This window comes from Phycisphaerales bacterium (assembly GCA_035627955.1).
Classification (GTDB): Bacteria; Planctomycetota; Phycisphaerae; order Phycisphaerales; family UBA1924; genus JAEYTB01.
The window spans coordinates 276,038-293,461 of sequence record DASPKU010000015.1 but is presented as its reverse complement, the minus strand read 5'-3'; the positions used below and the strand labels follow the sequence as shown (position 1 = coordinate 293,461).

The window sequence follows — 17,424 nt, the reverse complement described above, 5'->3', positions numbered from 1 at the left end:
GTTCGATCCGGACGAGACGCCTGTGGTCGCGGCCGCGCTCGCGGCGTTCTCGATCGGGCTCTCCTTCAACGGCATGCAGCTGATGCTCAACCGCGCATTCTTCAGCCTGCAGTCGCCGTGGACGCCGACGTGGATCGCACTGGTCAACCTCGCGCTCAACGTCGCGCTGTACGCGGCCCTGTATCCGGTCGGCGCATGGGGGATCCCGCTCGCGATCTCGCTGTCGAACATCGCGGCGACGGCGATCCTGCTCGCCGTCTTGCGCCCGCGACTCGGATCCGTCGACTTCCGCGCCGTCGGGCTCGCCCTCGCGCGCGTCGCGCTCGCGTCGGCCGCGCTGGCCGGTGCTGCGTACGTCGTCTGGGCGGGACTCGACGGCGCGCTCGGCCGCAGCCTCGGCGCGCAGCTCGTGTCGGTCGGAGGCGCGCTCGCCGCCGGCGCCGCCGTCTATCTCGTTTGCTGCCGTTTGCTCGGAGTTCGTGAGATCGAGCCGCTGCTAACGTTGCCCGGCCGCGTCCGCCGGCGCTGATCTCCCATGGACCAGGAGCACATCCGCAACTTCTCGATCATCGCCCACATCGACCACGGCAAGTCCACGCTGGCCGACCGGCTGCTGCAGGCGACCAACGCCGTCTCCGCGCGCGAAGCCAAGGAGCAGATCCTCGACTCGATGGACATCGAGCGCGAGCGCGGCATCACCATCAAAGCCTCGGCGGTGACGGTGGCGCACCACCACACCCCCGGCGAGAAGGCCGACGAACTCGAGTCCGATGCGGCAGTGGGGGACGCCCAGGGCGCCGGCGGCGCCGACGTCAAGACGCACGGCTCCGAGCTCTACATGCTCAACTTCATCGATACACCCGGGCACGTGGACTTCAACTACGAAGTCTCGCGCGCCCTCAAGGCGTGCGAGGGCGCCATCCTCGTCGTCGACTCCACCCAGGGCGTGCAGGCCCAGACGCTCGTCAACGCGTACCTCGCGGTCAACGAGAACCTCACGATCATCCCGGTCATCAACAAGATCGACCTGCCCTCCGCCCGCGTCGATGACGTCGCCATGGAGATCGAGCAGACCCTCGGCTTCGCCGCCGAGGACTGCATCCTCGTGTCCGCCAAGACCGGGCGGGGAATCCCCGAGCTGCTGGCCGCGATCTGCGAGAAGTTCCCCCCGCCGCGCCAGCCGGTGATGACGCAGCTGCGGGCGCTGATCTTCGACGCCGTGTACGACGACTACCGCGGCGTGATCGTGTACGTGCGGGTCTTCGACGGCCACCTCAAGGTGGGCGACAAGATCCGCATGATGGGCATCGGACGCTCGTTCCAGGTCAGCGACATCGGCAAGAACAACCCCAAGCCCTTCCGCGTGCCCTCCATCGGCCCCGGCGAGACCGGCTACGTGGTCGCCGCAATCCGCACCCTCAAGGACGTGCGCATCGGCGATACGGTGACGCTCGAGAACGACCCGGCGTCCGAGGCCCTCCCCGGCTTCCAGTTCCCACGCCAAATGGTCTTCTGCGACTTCTACCCCGCCACCAGCGAGGACGGCGAGGGCAGCGACTTTGAGATGCTCCGCGACGCCGTCGAGAAGCTCTCGCTGAACGACTCGTCGTTCACCTTCGCGCCCGTGCACAGCGAGGCCCTGGGCTTCGGCTACCGCTGCGGATTCCTCGGCCTGCTCCACATGGACATCATCCAGGAGCGGCTGGAGCGAGAGGGCGGCGTCGAGATCGTCCAGACCGCGCCCACCGTGTCCTACCAGGTGCTCATGCGCAGCACCGGCACCGTCACCGGCAAGTCCGGCCAGGCCCTCAAGCCCGTCGACCCCAAGAGCGAGCACTACGTCGCCCCCGCCGAGGGCATGCAGCTGCTCGAGGTCAACAACCCCGCCGACCTGCCCGACATGGGCACCATCGAAGAAATCCGCGAGCCCATCTGCCGCGTCGAGATCATGCTCCCCAAGGAGTACATCGGCGACGTGATGAAACTCTGCCTCGACCGGCGCGGCCTCTACAAGGCCCAGACCTTCGTCTCCCAGTCCCGCGAGATGGTCACCTTCGAGATCCCTCTCGCCGAGATCATCTACGACTTCTTCGACAAGATGAAGGGCCTGACCAGCGGCTACGGCACCATGGACTACGAGATCATCGGCTACAAGGCCGACCGCCTCGTCAAGCTCGACATCCTCATCAACGGCGACCCCGTCGAGGCCCTAGCCGTCATCGTCCACCGCGACCGCGCCGAGTACCGCGGGCGCGGCCTCGTTTCCAAGCTCCGCGAGCAGATCCCCCGCCACCAGTTCGAAATCCCCGTGCAGGCCGCCATCGGCGGCAAGATCATCGCCCGCGAGACTATCAAGGCCTTCCGCAAGAACGTCCTCGCCAAGTGCTACGGCGGCGACGTCAGTCGCAAGCGCAAGCTGCTCGAGAAGCAGAAGGAAGGCAAGAAGCGCATGAAGAACGTGGGCAGCGTCACGATCCCGCAGGAAGCCTTCATGGCGGTGCTGGACCAGGGCGACTAATCCGCCGCCCACGCACCCTTCCCCGACTCATGGTGGTACACCCCGTACAATCGGGCCGCTCTTCGTTCTCACACGAAAGGGGTACACATGAGGTGGGTCACTGGTTACTTGTGCGCGGCGATCGTGGCAGGTGTGTCGCCCTCCATTCCGGCGCTCGCCCAGCCGCAAATTGAGAAACTCGCAGCCAAGGACGGCGCCACCCGTGGCCGCGAGGCCCTCGAGAAAGCCAAGGCCGCGTACGCGAAGCTGAAGACCTACCAGGAATCCTGCACGTTCAAGTACGTGTTCGAGGCCGAGGGGGACTTCGAGGCCCCCGAGATGTCCGGCACCAGCAAGCTGGTGTACGCCCAGGGCGGCAAGCTGCGCATCACCAGCGAGAAGCCGCGCTTCGACTACATCAGCGACGGCAGCACCGTATGGATCGTGGAGCACGCCAGAAAGCGGTATGTGGAGGCCAAGACCGACGGCCGCACGCCGCAGGAACTGGTGCAGGAGCTGGCGCCCACCGCCGGCCAGATCGCCCCACCGAGCGCCCAGGTCCTCGCACGGGCCGGCAAACCCGTGCAGCATCTGCTCCTCATGATCACCAAGGTGATCGACGCCACGCCGGAAGTGCGTGACGGCCGCAACGGTGTGAGAGTCAACGCCGAGGGCTCGGACGAGGAGGCCGGCGGCTTCCCGCTCAAGATTTCCGTGTGGATCGATGACGAGACCGGCCTCATGGGCGAGTGCGTCATGGACATGACCGAGGGCATGAAGAAGCAGTACGACGACTACAAGGAGGCGATGGGCGACGACGAGGACGCGCCGGAGATGCCCGAGGTCAAGAGCGCCAAGTACGTCTACACCTTCAGCGAGGTGAAGGTGAACGAGGCTGTGGACCCCCAGGCGTTCGCGTTCACGCCGCCGGCGGACTACGAGAAGGTCGAAGACCTGATGCCCCAGCCGCACGGCGCCGGCGAGCAGATGGCGCTGCTCGGCAAGCCCGCGCCCGCCATCAAGGGCAAGCTGCTGGACGGCTCCGAGTTTTCGCTCGAAGCTCAGAAGGGCAAGGTCGTCGTGCTGGACTTCTGGGCCACGTGGTGCGGCCCCTGTGTCCAGGCGATCCCGCACGTGCAGGCCGTCGCCGACAAGTTCAAGGACAAGCCGGTGGTGGTGCTCGGCGTCAACCAGGACCAGCAGAACGAAGCACTGGTCAAGAAGTTCCTCGCCAAGAAGAAGCTCACGCTCCTCCAGTACATGGACGACGGTTCCGTGCAGGAGCAGTACAAGGTGAGCGGCATCCCCACGATGGTCCTGATTGACGCCAAGGGCAACGTGCAGGACATCAAGGTCGGCTTCGGCGAAGGCGAGGAGGACACGCTCACCGAGAACATCGAAAAGCTCCTCGCCGGCAAGGACCTCCGCACGCCCGATGAAATCGCCAACCTCCAGGCGGGCGGCGACGACCCCGAATCCGACGAAGAGACGGCGATCAACATCGGCGCCATGATGAAGACCGAGCCCAACCCGATCCCGGAGGTTGCGGCGGACAAGTTCTCCGAGGCCGAGACCAAGGCGATCACGGCGATGTTCCACCCCAGCATGGCCCGCCGCGTCGATGTCGATGGCGATGGCAAGCAGGAGCTGGTCGCCGCCGGCTTCATGGGCGGCCTTCAGGTGCTCTCCTCCGACGCCAAGTCGCTCAACGCCGTGAAGTTCAAGGGGGTCAGCCGCATGACCAACATCAGCGCCTTTGAGCCCGTTACCGCTGACGGCAAGCGCGGCTGGCTCCTCTGCCTCCAGAAGTTCAGCGGCAGCTCCAGCACCCCCAGCATCGCGCTCTACGACGACAAGCACGAGCAGGTCTGGGCCTACACCCCCGAGAACCTCCCCAAGAACGTGATGGTGCAGGCCTCCATGGCGGCGGGTGATGTCGACGGCGATCAGAAGCCCGAGGCGGTCGTTCTCCTCAACATCAGCAGCATGGACCGCACCGGCCGCAACCACAAGATGTACGGCAGCAGCCTCCTCGTGCTGGACATGCAGGGCAAGCTGCTCGCCAGCCGCGACCTCAAGGGGATGGGGACGATGGTGATGGTGGGGGACGCCAAGCCGGGCGAACCCGCCGAGATCACCTGCTTCCTCAACGGCAAGATGGTCCGCTACCGCTTCGGCGAAAAGGAGAAGGAGTAGCGGACCGCAGCCCGCGGCCGATCGCTCAACCGACGCGTCGCCTGCGTCGGCTCATCAGCAGCCCGCACCCGACCACCGCCATCACGGCCGGCGCGGGTATCGTGATTTGCGCGTTGTCGATGTAGCCCACCGCGCTGTCCCCACCACCGCCCGGCACCGGACCCGAGGTCGAACCGCGGAAGATCCCGAAGTCGATCACCCCGCCCGCGGCGGAGAAGTCCGGGTTCACCGTCGTGTCCAGGCCGTACGCCAAGTTCGCGTTGTTCGTGACGAGATAGAAATCCGACGCCGTCAGCGTCAGCAGGTTGGTGCTCGTCCAGTTCGCCGCGCTCGCGACCAGCACCGGCGCGAAGTAGAAGTTCCCGCCCTGCCGCACCACCGGCCCCGAGTACTGAATGCTCGTGGCCGTGCGGAAGTCCTCGCGGTACGTCAGCTGCGGGATCGCCCCCTGCGTTGCCGGGTCATACGAGTTGGCGAACAGCAGCGAGATGTAGTACGCCGAGTGCTGCCCCGGGGCCGCGGCGTTCACCGCCGTCTCAAACGCCCGGTGCTCGCCCGGATTCCCGCCGCTCGTCTGGCCATAGCTGATGCCTGACCCGCCCGTCCCCACGAAGTGCTGCGTGTACTGCACCCACGTGGGCGAGAACCCCGCCTGCGTCATGGTGTACTGCGTGTAGGCGTTCGCAACCGGCGCAACCAGAGCCACGGCCACGGCGCACGTCAGGGCGGTCCGCATCGTCTCTCTCCTCCCGCGGCGTCAGCCGCAACTCCGAGAGCCTAGCAGAAACGCGGAAAAACGCGAGCGAAAGTGACCCGCCGTTACGCCCCCGCCCCATCCCCTGACTTCGCCGCCCCCATCATCTTGTTCGCCATCCGCCCCGCGAGCGTCATGAACACCGCCGCGTCCTGCGGCGTGCAGTTCGACTCGACGGTCGCCTTCCACAGCCGCAGCCACGCCGAAAAGTGCTCGCGCGGCACCGGCAGCTCCAGGTGCGCCTCCAGCGGCCGCCCCGCGTACCCCGGCTGCCGCAGCACCGCCGCCTCCCAGAATGCCCTGATCTTCGCCAGGTGCGGCGGCCAGTCCGTCACCACACGGTTGAACACCGGCCCCAGCAGCGGGTCGGCGCGGCAGCGCGAGTAGAAATCATCCACGATCGCAGCGATTGTCTCACGAGTGACGGCCGTCGCACGCGGCTCGCCCACAGGCGAAACCTCCGTCAGCGGCAAACGAATGAGCCGCGGCGAATCAGACATGGAGAATCATAGGGGCACGGGCCGCACCTCTCGCATCCCATATCTCACTCCGTCATCGCCAGCAGCGCGAACGTCGCCAGCCAGTGCTCGCCCATGTAATCACCCGACACGTGCGGCAGCGCGGCCTCCAGGTGCTTCGTGTACGCCTCCTCGCACACCGCCCGCCGCGGGTCGCCCTCGGGCAGCGCCCGCCCAAGCGATCGGAAGCACCACGCCCGCGACAGGTTCAGCCCGTCCAGGTGCGTGATCTGCCCGTCAGTGCGGTCGCTCACGAACGCGGGCTCGAACATCGCCGCGGGCTGCTTCTCCGCCAGCCGCGGCAGGAACTTCCCGAACCACGCCAGGAAGTCATCCGGCGCCAGCACCCGCCGCATCAGCTCCGCCTCCATCAGCCCCGGCGAGAGGAAGTCCGTGCCGTCCGGCTCCCACCCGTGGTAGTTCTGGTCCTTGAAGTACCACGCGCGGGCCTTGCCCTCGATCAACTCGCTGAGCTGCCAGTGACCCGCCAGCCGCGCATAGTCCCACGCCAGCGCCAGCCCGAACGCCGCGTTCTGGTGCACACCCACGCGGATCGGGTACGTCGCCTTGGGCAGGTACTTGATGTAACGATCGACGAACGCGACTGTCAGGGGCTGCAGAACCTCATCCCATCGTGAACAAGCTTGAACAACAGGAAGCTTCATCTCTCCGACATGATCTCCGAGTCCGCGCCCGCCCGGCGGCTGCACGATCTCTGCTGCGAGCTTCAGGAACCACGCCCACCCGTACGTCCGCTCGAACGTCGCCCGCAGCTTCTGCCCCAGGTACTCCGTCTCAACCTTCACATTCTCCGGCGTGAACCGCGCATCGAGCACCCTGATCACCTCACCCTGCTGCGCCAGCTTGGGGAACCGCAGCAGCGCCCGCACCAGCAGCCAGTGCCCGTGCACCGACGAGTGCCAGTCGAAGCTCCCATAGAAAATCGGGTGCAGCGCCCGCGGCCCCTTGACCTCCGAGGCGTCGTTCATCACATGATCAAGCTTGTGCGGGTACTCGCGGTCGATGTGCCCCAGCACCAGAGCGACAAAGTGGTCGATCACGTCGGCAGGATCGCGGTGACGCATGCGGGATGGTAGTGGAGGAGTGGAGGAGTGGAGGAGTGGAGGAGTCGAGGTGCCGAGGAGTCGGGGAGCGGTCACAAACGAACTCTGTTCTCCTCTACTCCTCTATTCCTCTTCTCCTCCACTCCCTTACCATCCCCCATGCCCGCGCGCCCGCTGGACCCCCAGCACCACGGCTCCGACACCACCACCCGCCACGTCCGCGTGCAGGTCCGACCCCAGTTCGTCCCCGACGAAGACCTCGACCCCGACGCGCCCCACCTCTCGCTCGGCGACCAGTGGAAGGGCAAGCGCTACATCTTCGCCTACCACATCACCATCACCAACCAGGGCGAGCGCACCGTGCAGCTGCTCCGCCGCCGCTGGCACATCATCGACGCCGACGGCGACACCCACGACGTCGAGGGCGACGGCGTCATCGGCCGCCAGCCCACCCTTAAACCCGGCCAGGCCTTCGAGTACGCCAGCTACTGCCCCCTGCCCACGCCGTGGGGCACCATGGAGGGCGCCTACACCTTCGTCGAGAACGGCACCCGCGAGGAGTTTCAAGTGGCGGTGGGGCGGTTCTATCTGGTGAGCGGCTAAGGCATAGGTCGGATAGGTCTTCGAGGTCGTCTACGGCTTTGTACACTCCTCTAGACGACCTCGACGACCTAGAAGACCTATTCCCCTGATCGCCCATGCCCGAGCGCCCCTTCATCCCCCCGCACGGCAACTACCGCGAGCTGCTCTCCTACCAGAAGGCGGAGATCATCTACGACATCACCCATCGCTTCTGCGAACGCTTCCTCAAAAAGGGCGACCGCACCATCGACCAGATGGTCCAGGCAGCGCGCAGCGGCAAGCAGAACATCGTCGAGGGCGTCAGCGCCTCGGGCACCTCCAAGGAAATGGAAATCAAGCTCCTGGGTGTCGCCCGCGCCAGCCTCGAGGAGCTGCTCAACGACTACCTCGATTACCTCCGCGTCCGCGACCTGCCGCTCTGGGACAAGAACTCGAAGGAGGCGCGCTACGTCCGTGACCTCCGCAACGACACCTTCGAGACCTACCGCGACTTTGTGCTTACGCGCGACGCATCAGTCGTGGCCAACATCGCCATCTGCCTCATCCACCAGGCCCGCTACCTCGTCGACCACCAGATCGCCCGCCTCGAGCAGGACTTGGTCGAGAAGGGCGGCCTCCGCGAACGCATGACCCGCGCCCGCCTCGACCACCGCGACCAGAACCGGCACTGACCCGCGTCGCCTCTACTCCACCCGTCGCAGCCGGACCGCCCCGTCATCCGGGTCGCCCCCCGCGTACTCCAGGATGAGCTCGCCGCTCGCTTTCTGGAGCACCAGCACTGTCTCGTGTGCAACACGGCCCGTGCCCTCCCTGACGAGGTCAACGGCCACCACTCCCGACAGCGAGATCAGGCTCCAGGTCCCCTTCGTGTCGCTCGGTCCGAGGAGCCCGCCCGACGCAAACGTTCCATCATCCTTCAGCTGCACCCACGCCACGGTGTCCTTGCTCGCCCACTTGCCCGCCAGCGCCGCGGCTGTCACACCAGAGCCCGAGGAACGAACCCTCGTGACCGACTCGTCGCACCCATGCATCGGCGCCACCGACGCGAGCATCACGACAAGCAGAGTGGCCGTGCAGAGAGCACCGTGGGCAGCCAGCATGCATTCACTTTAGTGGCCCAACCACAATCTTGTTCCAAGCGCAGCAGGTCGGTCGTGACCTCCACCTTTCCCCACGTAACCCACCACACCTTCGTCCCGCGCCGCGCATCCGAGAGGCCCTCAGGCCGGGCCTCTCGGGCTCTCCCGGGCCGTTCTCAGTGGTGATGAGGGTGCGGCGTGGTGCGGCGGCGAACGCCGGAAGCCGCGGTGGTTGCAGTATCGCTTGCGTCCGGGCGGGTCGGGCAGGGCGGCGAGCCTTGCCATGCGCGATGCCGAATCCGCTGCAGGCTGCGTTGACTGAGAGAGCATCACGTCCGAAAGCCCTGGCGACTCAAACCGGCGGAGGAACCAACGAGGCCCCCTCCGCCCACTCCACCGCCCCCCGCGCCAGCGGCGCACACTGCTCCACATAAAACTCGCTGAACGCGTCCCCGCTCACCGTGGGCGTGGGGTTCACATCCAGCAGCACGGCAGACCCAGACCCGGGGGGACGGGCTTTCAGCCCGCTCACGTCCCACTCCGTTTCCCGCGGCACCACATAGTCCAGCTTGCCGTAGTCAACGCCCAGGCGCTCGCGCCACGAGGCCGCCTCCGCCGGCAGCGCAGAGAAGTGCGCCAGCCGCGCATGCCGGTCCTTCACGTACGCGTCCGCGGCCGTGAGCGTCCGCCCCGTGCCGCTCTCACCCATCACGATCCACATCCGCATCACGTAGTGCAGCCCGCTCTCAACCGCCACGCGCTCGGGCACGAACCGCTCCACCACCAGACTCGGGTTCGCCCACACGCCCGCGGGCACATCGCGGGCGCTCTCATAAATCGGATACCGCGTCAGCGTCCGCGCCCAGCGGTAGCTGCGACGCTCCAGCCACGCGTGCCGCGTCACGAGAGCATGGTTGCACACCCGCCGCCGCACCTTGTCCAGCAGCGTTGGGCCCCGGTCCCCGCCGCGCGAGTAGTGGTAGTCCGGCAGCCCCCCGCAGTTGCCGTCCGTCTTGACGATCACCGGCCCGTCGTACCCCGCCTCAACGTCCGCCCGCGTCACCACCAGTGGCGAACCCATGAGCCGCGCCACCGTCCGCTTGCGGATGTCCGTGAGCCGCCGGTTCAGCACCCGCGGATGCCGCTCGATCACCGCCTGGTACGCCGGCGGCCGCACCGAGCAGTCCACGTGCGGCACCAGCAGGTCCGCATTGAGCAGCGTGCGCTCATTCTCACCATCAATCCCGAACACCACATCGACCTTGATCCCCATCCGCCGCCAGCACTCGGCGATCGGCCAGATTCGGTAGTGCATCCGCGCCGCGTCGGTCTGGCGGGCGTGGAACAAGATGGCAACAGAGCGAACCGGCGTCACGCGCCAATCACAACGCCGCGACATTCAACTGTCAAGCCGGGGCGCCCGGCCCAGGACGCTCACGGCTCGACCTGGTTCCCCCGCAGCATCCGCGCGCGCTCCGCCTTGTACTGCTGGATCATCTCGCGGTACCGCCGGATGTTCCGCTGGATGTTGGCCCGCTGCGCCTCGGGCATGTTGCGGTCGTTCTGCAGCTGCTGCTCGAACAGCCGCACCTGCGCCTGCAGGTTCACGATCTGCGCCTGGATCTGCCGCACACGCTCGGGCTGCTTCTGCTGGTCCGAATCCGAGAAGTCGATCAGCGAGGCCTCTTCCGGACGCCGCAGCGAGCCCCCGCCCACCACCGCGGGCGGGCCCATGCCGTCGTCGGGGCGGGCCTCAACCGGGGTCGCCTGGTCCTCGCGCTGCCGCTTGAGCGACGCCCGCCGCTCGGCCAGGTTCGCCGCGGCCCACTGCTCCGCGTTCAGCCCCGCCTCGATCGGCAGGTTGGCCTTCCCCGCCTGCCCCCGCGACACCAGCCGCTCGCACCGCACCAGCCACGCGTCGCGCAGGATCGGGTCGTTGAGGTCCGCCCGGTTCTGCAGGCGTGCGTACTCGCCCAGCCGCACCGCCGCCTCGATCACCTCGCCGCCGCGCAGGATCGTGACCGCCATCTCTTCGCCCGGGTCGTGCGAGATGATCGCCGCCCGTGCATCGTCATAGCTCAGCACCGGCATCCCGTCCATTTCCAGGATCAGGTCGCCCGGCTTGATCACCCGCCACGAATCGAAACCTTCCACCGGCGCCCCGATCTCGACCCCGCGCTGCACCGGCCGCTGCGTGAACGAGACCCCCATCGCCGCCCGCGGCGACTCCCGGAACAACTTCAGCGCCACCTCGCTCAGCCGCAGGGACTGCTCCGCCGTGAGCGGGTTGGCCGTGTCCGCGATTCGCGCCTGCAGCGCCGCCAGCGAGAGCCGCCCATCGGCCTTGAGCTCCGCCGTCGCCCGCTCGCGCGTCTTGAGATCGTCCGAGTCCAGCAGCTTGAGCTGCGGCTCCAGCCATGACAGATCTGAGAGGTCGGACGGCGACGCCCCCACACCCGGGGCCTGAGGACCCGGCGGCACCTGCGGCTGCGGCGCGATCTGCCCGACCGCCTCGCCCGCGGCGGCCAACGTCAACGACAGGCCGCTCAGCACCGCCAGCCGGCACGCCGCCCCGACCTTGAGCCAGAGCCCTCGCACAACCACGGGAACGCTCCTCTGCCGCCGGACGCTGGCGTCGTCGCCAGCCACGGCCGCCCCCGCGCGGGCCACACCCGCGCCTCCTGGGGTCTTTAGTCTATTCGATGTTTGCCGCCTGCTCCTTAATGCGGTCGATAGCCCCCTTAATCTCGACCGTCGACCGCGAGATCGCGGCGTCGGGGCTCTTGCTGGCGATCGTGTTCGCTTCCCGCAGCATCTCCTGCGCCAGGAAGTCCAGCGTCCGCCCGATCGGCTTCCCGTCCGTCGCCGAGATCAGCGACCCGAACTGGTCCAGGTGGGCGCTCAGCCGCTTGATCTCCTCCGCGATGTCCGTCCGCTCGGCGTACACCGCGATCTCCCGGATCAGGTCCGCCGGCTCCACCGTCGCGTCCGCCTCGCGGAACATCGTCTCGATCCGCTGCTTGAGGCGCGACTGGTAATCCGCCACCACCCCCGGCGCCCGCTGAGCAACCAGGCTCAGCCGCTCGGCGATGTACGTCTGGTGGCTCTTGAGGTCATCGACGAGCACCCGCCCCTCGCGCTGCCGCATCGCCAGCAGGTTCGTGACCGCCTTGTCCAGCAGCGGCAGGAAGATCCCCCGCGCCTTGTCCAGCCGGTCCTCCTCATCCGCCGGCGGCTGCAGCACCCCCGGCAGATTCAGCAGCTGCCCCAGATCGAGCTTCAGCCCGCCGCCCTTGACCTGCGGCAGCTCGCTCAGCTGCTGCACATAGCGGTCCAGCGCCTGCGTGTTGATGGTGTACGCGGCCGACGCCGACGCGTCGGTGCTCCGCGCCGTCAGCGTCACCGTGCCGCGCGAGATCTTCTCCCGCAGCCGCGCTTCCATCTCAGCTTCCAGCCCCTGCAGGGCCTCCGCAAGACGGATCGTCGCCTTGAAGTACTTGTTGTTGAGGGCGCGCACCTCGACGAAGTAGTGCACCCCGTCGATGGTGATCGAGGCGTCCCCGTAGCCCGTCATGCTCCTGACCACGCGTGCGGCTCCGTCGGGTGTGTGAAGTTACTGGCCGCCGGGCGGCGTCGTGGGGTTCGTGGGGGCCGGCGGGTTGCTCGCCGGAGGAGGAGTGGGGGGGGTGGGGGTGGTCGCCGCCGGATCAGCCGCGGGCGCAGGCGTGGTGTTCGCCGGAGCAGGATTGGCGGGGACGCCGTCCGTCGGAGCAGGCGTCACCGGCGCGGGCGTCGTCCCCGTCGTCGCGGGCGCCCCCGTCGTCACCGGGGCCGGAGCCCCCGTCGTCACCGGAACAGCATCGGTCGGCGGCGTCGCGCCCGTCCCATCCGCCGGCGCCGTAATGGTCGGCTGCACCGCGACCGAGGGCCGCGCCACGTAGTTCAGCACGATCGCCAGCCCCACGTACAGCGCGAACACGATGATCGTAAAAATGGTCAGGGCGTCGCCAGTCTTGGTGCCGAAGGCCGTCTGCCCCGACCCCGCCCCGCCGCCGCCGAACGCGCTCGCCAGCCCGCCGCCCTGCGGCTTCTGGATCAGCACCGTCAGCACCATCAGCACGCAGACCGCCAGGAACCCGACGATCAGCACGCCCGTCAACCAATGAGCAAGCCCAAGCACAAGCATCACAACCCTTTCAACACCGTTGCCACCCCCCCGGAATCCCGGGGAGCGCAAGGGAGAAAGTGTAGGTGCCGCCAACCCCGCAAGCGTCAACCGCTCAACCAGCGAGCCAAGGCCGCATCTCGGCCCCCACGCGTCCTATGAGTCCCATGACTCCTATGAGTCCTATGGGCGCTCGCCCCCCTCAACACGGGTGCCCCCCCAGCACCCTGAAGAACCCCTCGATGTCCTGGTCCGTGCCTGTGTCCCCATCGCTGTTGAAGTCCGCCGACCCGCACAACGCGCAGCACGTCCCCCCGATGCACGCAAAGAACGCCTCGATGTCCTGGTCGGTGCCGTAATCCCCGTCGCCATTGAAGTCGCTCGACCAGCACGGGTTGCTCCCACCCGCGACAACGCGAATGCGAACGGTGCTGTCCTCCGGCGTGTTGTTCACCGTCACCACTTCGAACCGTCGCCCGCCATCCAACTCAGGAAGTTCAACCTGATCGAACTGCTGCTCGAAGAACCCATAGCCTGTTTTGAGAATGGTGACCTCGTCACCCACGCGAAACACGTTCGTGTTCCAGGCTTCGATCCGCAGCGTGCCTCCAAGCCTGCGAGTATCGAACGAAACGGAGTGCCGTGGATGGGCAGGTGTGGTGGCCCCGTCGAGCACAAACGTAACGAACCGGTCGAGCGGCGCCGTGGAGCCTGTCCACCCGAGACCAAGCTGCGTGACCGCCGTCTCCGGCTCAAGCCGGATGTTCATGCCCCATACCCGCTTGAGGATCGATGATCCCCGCTGAAGATCGATCGATCCGCCCTCCAGAACGTTCACGTTCGGCCATGAGGAGTTCGGCAGCGCGGTAGCACCGCCGCGGAAGGTGACATGTCCTCGCACCTCCCGCAAGTTCCCGACGGTCGTCGTCGGCCCTTCAAAGAGGAACTCGCCGGTTCCAAGAAACGATCCGTCCGTGGCTCCGATCCCGCCGTTACGCACAGTGCAGGGACCCTCTACATGGATGGTGTTGGCACCGCCCCCCGCCCCGCCGCCGTCGACGAGCAGCCCGCGCGGGAAGAACGCGCCCTCGTGACGAACGCTGCCACCGATGACTTCAACCGGAGCCTGGTTGTAGGAGAACATGGCCGACAGCACGCCCCCCTCCACGCGAACGCTGCATCCTGGTTCCGCGAGGAAGATTCCGCCGTCACAGCTCGAGTGCGGTTCTGCGACGCAGTCGGTCAGTCGACCGCGGAGAACAACCCGAGAGGTATCCCGAAGGATGAACCCTCTTGGGACCGAGTAACCGTCCATTCGGAAAATGCCGTCGCTCTCGATGACAACCACGGCCCCTTGCTCCGCGTCCAGTCTCTTGCCGAACTGCCCATTGCGAGCCGTGAGGTGCCCACCAATAACAGTGACCGACGACCTCAGCGCAAAGCCGCCAAGATCCAACGTCAAGTCCGCGCCTGTGCTCGTGAGTTGGGTAACCGTCCGCGCCTGATCCAGCACTACCGTGTACGCCCCCGGCAGCTCGAACCGCCCCTCCTTCGTCGTGTCCGGCACGCCGTTGTCCCAGTTCGCCGGATCACCGAACGAGCCGCCCGCAGGGTTGGTCCAGCGGGTGACCTGGCCCGGCGCGGCGTGAACCGCGAGAAGCAAGAGAACAGACGCAGCGACAGCGCGGCAGAGGGTCTGCATCCCACCACGGTACCGCCCACGTCGGCCGTCGCCAGTGTTTTTCACGGCCACCCACCCCTCCGGCCACATCCGCCACCCCCAAACGGTCGAACAAGACCAGCGGACCTACAGTCACGCGTCAGTGTCCGAGCAGGATCTTTGAAAACATGGGGCCGAACTGGATTCGACCGAGCAGGGAAGGCACGATGTGGCGCGTCGAGGAGCATGCCGGCCTCGATAAAAGCATGCAACACATTAATTGCTGACCGCAATTACGCTCTCGCGGCCTAATACAGACCGCACGAACGACGTCAGACGCCCGATACGGCGTCGTTCGTAGACATCGGGCTGGCCGGTGTGCGCCGCCTCAGGGTGCACCGGTGAGAAAACTCCTGGGGCTGCGCCCACGCGGATACTGCTGGTGGCAGACGCGCGGGAAGAGGATAATGCACCAGACACACGCGTAGATGCAGCGTGCTGACTGCCTCGGGACGGGGGTTCGATTCCCCCCGGCTCCACTTTGATCCAAGCAAACCACCGAGGTGCCCTCACCTCGGTGGTTCTGTTTTTGCGTGCCACCGAGATGTCCTCATCTCGGTGGTCTTGCCGCAAAGGGTCATCACCGGTGATGCCCATGCCCACCATGGTGCCCATGCCCGCCGTGGTGGTGCCCGTGGTGATGATGGCCATGGTGCCCGTGGTACCGGTGCCCGCGGTACCCACCACCATGCCCATGATGGCTGTGGTAGACGCACCCGCCCAGCATCAGCGAGCTCACCGCGATCCCCGCCAGCGCCAGCAGACTCCAACGTGCCTTGGACATGACATGCTCCATTCGGGACGCGCGGCCACCGACGCCTACGGCACACGCCGCGGAGCACTCAGGTCACGCCGCTCTGTCCCTGTTTCGCCCGCGTAGGCGGGCTTGGTTTGTGGTCACTAAGTTCAACGCGGCAGCCGCGCCGTTGTTGCACGGTTTCTGCCACGAAAACGCCCCAGGGGGAACTGCCGAGGCCTCACTGCCCCGGCGTGTACCACAGCGGCGCGCCCGGCCCCAGCGGAATATCCAGCGCCACCCACAGCAGCAGGAACCCCGTCCACACCACGAAGAACGACACCGAGTACGGCAGCATGATCGCGATCAGGTTGCCGATGCCCGCGTCCTTGCGGTACCGCTGCACGGCCGCCAGGATCACGATGATGTAGCTGTTCAGCGGCGTCACGATGTTCGCCACCGAGTCGCCTACGCGGTACGCGGCCTGGGTGAGCTCGGGGCTGATGCCCGCCATCATCATCATCGGGACCAGAATGGGCGCCAGCGCCGTCCACTTCGCGCTCATCGACGCGATCAGCAGGTCCACCACCACGATCAGCAGCACCAACGCTACCAGCATTACCGGCGCCGGCAGCGCCGCCGCGGCCAGCGCCTTGCCCCCCGCGTTCGCGATCATCGCGTCCAGCTGCGAGTACCGGAAGCACTCGATGAACTGGGCCGCGAAGAACGCCATCGCGATCACCGGCGCCATGCTCGTCATCGCGTGCACGAAGCCCTTGGTGATGTCGCTGTGCTTCTTGATGGCTCCCGTGGTGATCCCGTACGCGATCGCCGGCACCACGAACGCGATCAGGATGAACGGCACGATCGCCTGCGACCACCGTGGCTGCGCCGCCGGCCCCTGATCGAAGGTGCCCGTCAGTTCATCACCCGACTTCACCCTGAACGTGCCGCGCTGGCCCTCGGGGCCCTCCGCTTCGAGGGTCGTCCCCGGCTTCACCGCGAACGAACCCGGGATCGACCGCTGCCCCTCGGGTGCATCGCCTGCCTTCGTGAAGGTCCCCTCGGTCGCCGCGGGCCGCACCGGGATTGGTCCGAACGCTGGCGCCGGCGCGGGCATCGTCCCCGACAGCGGCGCACCCGGCGCGAACATCAGCGAAGCCAGCCCCGCCAGCGTCACCACCGCCGCGATCGCCGCGGCCCGCAGCCCCCGCTTCTCCGGCGCGCCCAGCTGCTGCGACTCCACTTCCGCCTCGGCCCCGGCCGATGCCACCGCCGCGGCCCGTGCCTCCGCCTGCGCCTTCAGCCGCGGCTCCACGAGCTTCGCCGTCACCACCCACCCCGCCAAGGTCAGCAGGAACGCGGAGGCCGCCAGGAAGAACCAGTTGCACGTCACCAGCACCGAGTAGTTCGCGTCCAGCATCCGCGCCCCGCGCTCCGTCAGCGGCGCCACCAGGGCATCGGTCGACGAGATCAGCAGGTTCGCCGAGAAGCCGCCGGCGACGCCCGCGAAGGCCGCGGCGATGCCCGCGAGCGGCGGCCGCCCCACGGCCGCGTACAGCGCGCCGGCCAGCGGCGGCAGGATGATGTACCCCGCATCGCTCGCCACGTGGCTCATCACCCCCAGGAACACCATCATCGGCGTGAGCGCCGCGCTCGGCACGATCCCCGCCAGGTAGCGCATCAGCGCCACGAACATCCCCACCTTCTCCGCAACGCCGATCCCCAGCATGCACACCAGCACCACGCCAAGGGGCGCAAAGTTGATGAAGTTCCGCACCATGTTTGAGATCAGCCAGTACACCCCCTCGCCAGTCAGCAGGCTCCGCGGCCCGATCGGCGTGCCCGTGGGCACCAGCTCGAGCATCGGCTTGCCGTCCTCGTTGCGGACCGCCCGGGCGACGCCGTCAACCGTCTCCGTCACCACCTGCGGCTTCACCGGCTGCACGGTCCACTCCATCGCGGACCCCAGCGCTGACAACGCCATCACCAGCACCGTCGCCCCGATGAACAGAAAGATCGGATCGGGCAGCTTGTTTCCAAGCCACTCGATGGTCGTCAGCGCACGATCCAGAAACCCGCGCTTGCCGGTGCCGTTGATGTCAGCCATGGC

Annotated in this window: 16 protein-coding genes and 1 other RNA gene; 6 read left to right on the top strand and 11 right to left on the bottom strand. The window is 67.2% G+C overall.

Translation table 11 applies throughout. The annotated features are described in order from the left end of the window. From VD997_13980 to VD997_13970, 3 genes are all read left to right on the top strand, one after another. A partial coding sequence (locus VD997_13980; protein HYE63100.1) for a lipid II flippase MurJ occupies positions 1-529 on the top strand: 529 nt, incomplete at its 5' end. A 6-nt stretch (positions 530-535) separates the two neighbouring features. Then, positions 536-2,518, top strand: coding sequence for a translation elongation factor 4 (locus VD997_13975; protein ID HYE63099.1), 1,983 nt, complete (start codon positions 536-538; stop codon positions 2,516-2,518). A gap of 87 nt (positions 2,519-2,605) precedes the next feature. Continuing rightward, positions 2,606-4,693 (top strand): redoxin family protein, encoded by a 2,088-nt coding sequence (locus VD997_13970; protein HYE63098.1) that lies wholly within the window; start codon positions 2,606-2,608, stop codon positions 4,691-4,693. 25 nt (positions 4,694-4,718) lie between these two features. Here the strand turns inward: VD997_13970 and VD997_13965 are convergent, their stop codons facing one another. From VD997_13965 to VD997_13955, 3 genes are all read right to left on the bottom strand, one after another. Beyond that, entirely contained in the window at positions 4,719-5,429 is a 711-nt protein-coding gene (locus VD997_13965; GenBank protein HYE63097.1) for a hypothetical protein, read from the bottom strand. A gap of 83 nt (positions 5,430-5,512) precedes the next feature. Next, a complete protein-coding gene (locus VD997_13960) occupies positions 5,513-5,947 on the bottom strand; it encodes a group III truncated hemoglobin (protein HYE63096.1) in 435 nt (144 codons plus the stop codon). Positions 5,948-5,991: 44 nt separating this feature from the next. Next, positions 5,992-7,050 carry a DUF2891 domain-containing protein gene (locus VD997_13955; protein HYE63095.1) on the bottom strand — a complete coding sequence of 353 codons (1,059 nt, stop codon included), beginning with the start codon at positions 7,048-7,050 and terminating at the stop codon, positions 5,992-5,994. A gap of 138 nt (positions 7,051-7,188) precedes the next feature. On the opposite strand from VD997_13955, the gene apaG reads away from it, so the two are divergent. Both apaG and VD997_13945 read left to right on the top strand, forming a co-directional pair. Beyond that, positions 7,189-7,632: a Co2+/Mg2+ efflux protein ApaG gene (apaG, locus tag VD997_13950; protein ID HYE63094.1), complete on the top strand. Its 444-nt coding sequence runs from the start codon at positions 7,189-7,191 to the stop codon at positions 7,630-7,632. A 95-nt stretch (positions 7,633-7,727) separates the two neighbouring features. Next, on the top strand, positions 7,728-8,282 hold the full coding sequence (locus VD997_13945) for a four helix bundle suffix domain-containing protein (GenBank protein HYE63093.1): 555 nt from the start codon (positions 7,728-7,730) through the stop codon (positions 8,280-8,282). A 12-nt stretch (positions 8,283-8,294) separates the two neighbouring features. Here VD997_13945 and VD997_13940 read toward each other — a convergent pair whose 3' ends face one another. From VD997_13940 to VD997_13915, 6 genes are all read right to left on the bottom strand, one after another. Continuing rightward, positions 8,295-8,711 carry a hypothetical protein gene (locus tag VD997_13940; protein ID HYE63092.1) on the bottom strand — a complete coding sequence of 139 codons (417 nt, stop codon included), beginning with the start codon at positions 8,709-8,711 and terminating at the stop codon, positions 8,295-8,297. A 331-nt stretch (positions 8,712-9,042) separates the two neighbouring features. After that, positions 9,043-10,038 (bottom strand): hypothetical protein, encoded by a 996-nt coding sequence (locus VD997_13935; GenBank protein ID HYE63091.1) that lies wholly within the window; start codon positions 10,036-10,038, stop codon positions 9,043-9,045. Between the two features lie 86 nt (positions 10,039-10,124). Beyond that, complete coding sequence (locus tag VD997_13930; protein ID HYE63090.1) at positions 10,125-11,294, bottom strand: PDZ domain-containing protein; 1,170 nt, start codon at positions 11,292-11,294, stop codon at positions 10,125-10,127. A 91-nt stretch (positions 11,295-11,385) separates the two neighbouring features. Next, complete coding sequence (locus tag VD997_13925; protein HYE63089.1) at positions 11,386-12,264, bottom strand: YicC/YloC family endoribonuclease; 879 nt, start codon at positions 12,262-12,264, stop codon at positions 11,386-11,388. 39 nt (positions 12,265-12,303) lie between these two features. Continuing rightward, positions 12,304-12,876: a preprotein translocase subunit SecG gene (gene secG / locus VD997_13920; protein ID HYE63088.1), complete on the bottom strand. Its 573-nt coding sequence runs from the start codon at positions 12,874-12,876 to the stop codon at positions 12,304-12,306. Between the two features lie 181 nt (positions 12,877-13,057). Then, complete coding sequence (locus VD997_13915) at positions 13,058-14,422, bottom strand: hypothetical protein (protein ID HYE63087.1); 1,365 nt, start codon at positions 14,420-14,422, stop codon at positions 13,058-13,060. Positions 14,423-14,705: 283 nt separating this feature from the next. Between VD997_13915 and ssrA the strand changes: the two genes are divergently transcribed. Next, positions 14,706-15,057: a transfer-messenger RNA gene (gene ssrA / locus VD997_13910) on the top strand. A 98-nt stretch (positions 15,058-15,155) separates the two neighbouring features. Here ssrA and VD997_13905 read toward each other — a convergent pair. Both VD997_13905 and VD997_13900 read right to left on the bottom strand, forming a co-directional pair. Then, complete coding sequence (locus VD997_13905; GenBank protein ID HYE63086.1) at positions 15,156-15,359, bottom strand: hypothetical protein; 204 nt, start codon at positions 15,357-15,359, stop codon at positions 15,156-15,158. 193 nt (positions 15,360-15,552) lie between these two features. After that, positions 15,553-17,421: an AbgT family transporter gene (locus VD997_13900; protein HYE63085.1), complete on the bottom strand. Its 1,869-nt coding sequence runs from the start codon at positions 17,419-17,421 to the stop codon at positions 15,553-15,555. Positions 17,422-17,424: the final 3 nt, after the last annotated feature.

Excerpts from the sequence above, each read along its gene's own strand:
- VD997_13975 (HYE63099.1), top strand. The coding sequence starts at position 536 with ATGGACCAGGAGCACATCCGCAACTTCTCGATCATCGCCCACATCGAC.
- VD997_13970 (HYE63098.1), top strand. The coding sequence starts at position 2,606 with ATGAGGTGGGTCACTGGTTACTTGTGCGCGGCGATCGTGGCAGGTGTG.
- VD997_13965 (HYE63097.1), bottom strand. The coding sequence starts at position 5,429 with ATGCGGACCGCCCTGACGTGCGCCGTGGCCGTGGCTCTGGTTGCGCCG.
- VD997_13960 (HYE63096.1), bottom strand. The coding sequence starts at position 5,947 with ATGTCTGATTCGCCGCGGCTCATTCGTTTGCCGCTGACGGAGGTTTCG.
- VD997_13955 (HYE63095.1), bottom strand. The coding sequence starts at position 7,050 with ATGCGTCACCGCGATCCTGCCGACGTGATCGACCACTTTGTCGCTCTG.
- apaG (HYE63094.1), top strand. The coding sequence starts at position 7,189 with ATGCCCGCGCGCCCGCTGGACCCCCAGCACCACGGCTCCGACACCACC.
- VD997_13945 (HYE63093.1), top strand. The coding sequence starts at position 7,728 with ATGCCCGAGCGCCCCTTCATCCCCCCGCACGGCAACTACCGCGAGCTG.
- VD997_13940 (HYE63092.1), bottom strand. The coding sequence starts at position 8,711 with ATGCTGGCTGCCCACGGTGCTCTCTGCACGGCCACTCTGCTTGTCGTG.
- VD997_13925 (HYE63089.1), bottom strand. The coding sequence starts at position 12,264 with ATGACGGGCTACGGGGACGCCTCGATCACCATCGACGGGGTGCACTAC.
- secG (HYE63088.1), bottom strand. The coding sequence starts at position 12,876 with ATGCTTGTGCTTGGGCTTGCTCATTGGTTGACGGGCGTGCTGATCGTC.
- VD997_13905 (HYE63086.1), bottom strand. The coding sequence starts at position 15,359 with ATGTCCAAGGCACGTTGGAGTCTGCTGGCGCTGGCGGGGATCGCGGTG.
- VD997_13900 (HYE63085.1), bottom strand. The coding sequence starts at position 17,421 with ATGGCTGACATCAACGGCACCGGCAAGCGCGGGTTTCTGGATCGTGCG.